Raw genomic sequence first — 1,813 nt, 5'->3', positions numbered from 1 at the left:
TGTAACCCGTTGCTGACAAGGGATTGGTGCATAAATATATCCATCTACTAATGTGGATGCTTCTGCTGCATTAGTAGTGGTAAAGGCGCTGGCTACTGCAAATACAATAGCAATTACAGGTAAGAACAATTTTGATTTAATTGCTTTCATGATTAAAAAATTAAAATTAAGGACTATCTCATTAAGTGTGTAAGTTAAAAAATATCGGGGGTCATGACCCCCGATATTTTTTGTTTAACTTTAAATTTTTACACACAATGAGAAAAGACGATTTATTATCCGACGAATTTTTAAAACAGTTTAAAACTGGAGATGAACTTTCCGCATTTTTGAAGCAAATTCAAAAGCGCGGTATTGAAAAAATGCTGGAAGGGGAGCTAGATGGACATTTGGATTATAGCAAACATGCAAAATCATCCAACAAAAACTCTAGAAATGGCTATTCTTCTAAAAAAATTAAAACCTCCTTTGGAGAATCTGAGATCTCGGTTCCTCGAGATCGGGATGCTAGCTTTAATCCCATGATAGTGCCTAAACGAGGTAATATGGTGGATGGTATCGAGAATGTTATAGTTTCTCTTTATGCCAAAGGAATGAGTAATGCAGATATCGAAGAACAAATTAGAGAGGTTTACAATTTTGATGTTTCTACCTCTACTATTTCTAGAATAACCGATAAGATAGCCAATGATATTGTTGCCTGGCAAAACAGACCTTTAGAACCTGTTTATCTTATTGTTTGGATGGATGGTATTGTATTTAAAGTTCGGGAGAACTCTAAAGTCATCAATAAAACCGTGTACATCGCTGTAGGATTACGTAGAGACGGCAAAAAGGAAGTGTTAGGTCTATGGCTAGGAAAGAATGAAACTGCTGCCTTTTGGATGCGTGTACTCACTGATATCAGAGCTCGTGGCACAGAAGACATTCTTATCACTGCTACAGACAATCTGAATGGGTTTACGGACACCATTAAAAACGTTTTTCCAGAATCTAAAACCCAAATATGTGTAGTGCATCAAATTAGAAATGCATCGCGTTATGTGGTATGGAAAGACAAGAAAGCCTTTACAGCCGACATGAAACATATTTATAATGCACCTAACCAAGACGCAGCTAAAGCTGCTTTAGAGGACTTTGCTAACAAATGGAATGACAAGTATTCTTATGCTATTAAAAGCTGGCAAGACAACTGGGAAGAACTAACGGTCTTTTATGAGTTTCCCATCGAGATAAGAAAAATCATTTATACCACTAATTTAATAGAAAATCTAAATGGGAAAATTAGAAAGTATACCAAAAACAAACTTTCATTCCCTACAGATGATGCTGTTATGAAATCCGTATATTTGGCTACCAGAGAAGCAACTAAAAAATGGTCTATGCCCATTAGAAACTGGGGCATCATTTTAAATCAGTTTCTAACGATCTATGAAAAAAGGGTCCGACTTTAAATAAAAGTCAAACCCTCGATAAATTTTGTTTACACAGTTTACGGGATAGTGTCTAAAAAAGTTTTAATTATTGGCTTTTAACTATTTACAATCACATTTTCATCTTTGATCTAGTTTGTTACACTACCGTTTTTATAAGCCCTAACAAACTTTAATATTTCAATGAACATAAGATACCGTTCTGAAAAGAACGGCATCTTTATTTAAAATGTTGATTATCAGCAAACATTGGAACTTAATTTTCATAAGTGCTAATTTGATACATTACCCACTACCGAATTATTTTCTCGCTTTTTTACATTGTTACTACATGTCTTCATTATGGAGAATAGACTCTTTAATAGTTTCAATAACATCTT

General features: G+C 34.4%; 1 protein-coding gene. It reads left to right on the top strand.

Annotation, left to right across the window (positions count from 1 at the left end; translation table 11 throughout):
• Positions 1-257: 257 nt before the first annotated feature.
• Positions 258-1,454 carry an IS256 family transposase gene (locus tag OIF36_00020; protein ID MCV6598856.1) on the top strand — a complete coding sequence of 399 codons (1,197 nt, stop codon included), beginning with the start codon at positions 258-260 and terminating at the stop codon, positions 1,452-1,454.
• The last annotated feature ends 359 nt before the right edge of the window (positions 1,455-1,813 follow it).

It is taken from the genome of Alphaproteobacteria bacterium, assembly GCA_025800285.1.
Classification (GTDB): domain Bacteria; phylum Pseudomonadota; class Alphaproteobacteria; order JAOXRX01; family JAOXRX01; genus JAOXRX01.
The sequence above is the reverse complement of the archived record's forward strand: the minus strand, read 5'-3'. Positions and strand labels throughout refer to the sequence as shown.

What these genes read in the sequence shown, in the direction of transcription:
- OIF36_00020 (MCV6598856.1), top strand. Translation starts at nt 258, where the DNA reads ATGAGAAAAGACGATTTATTATCCGACGAATTTTTAAAACAGTTTAAA.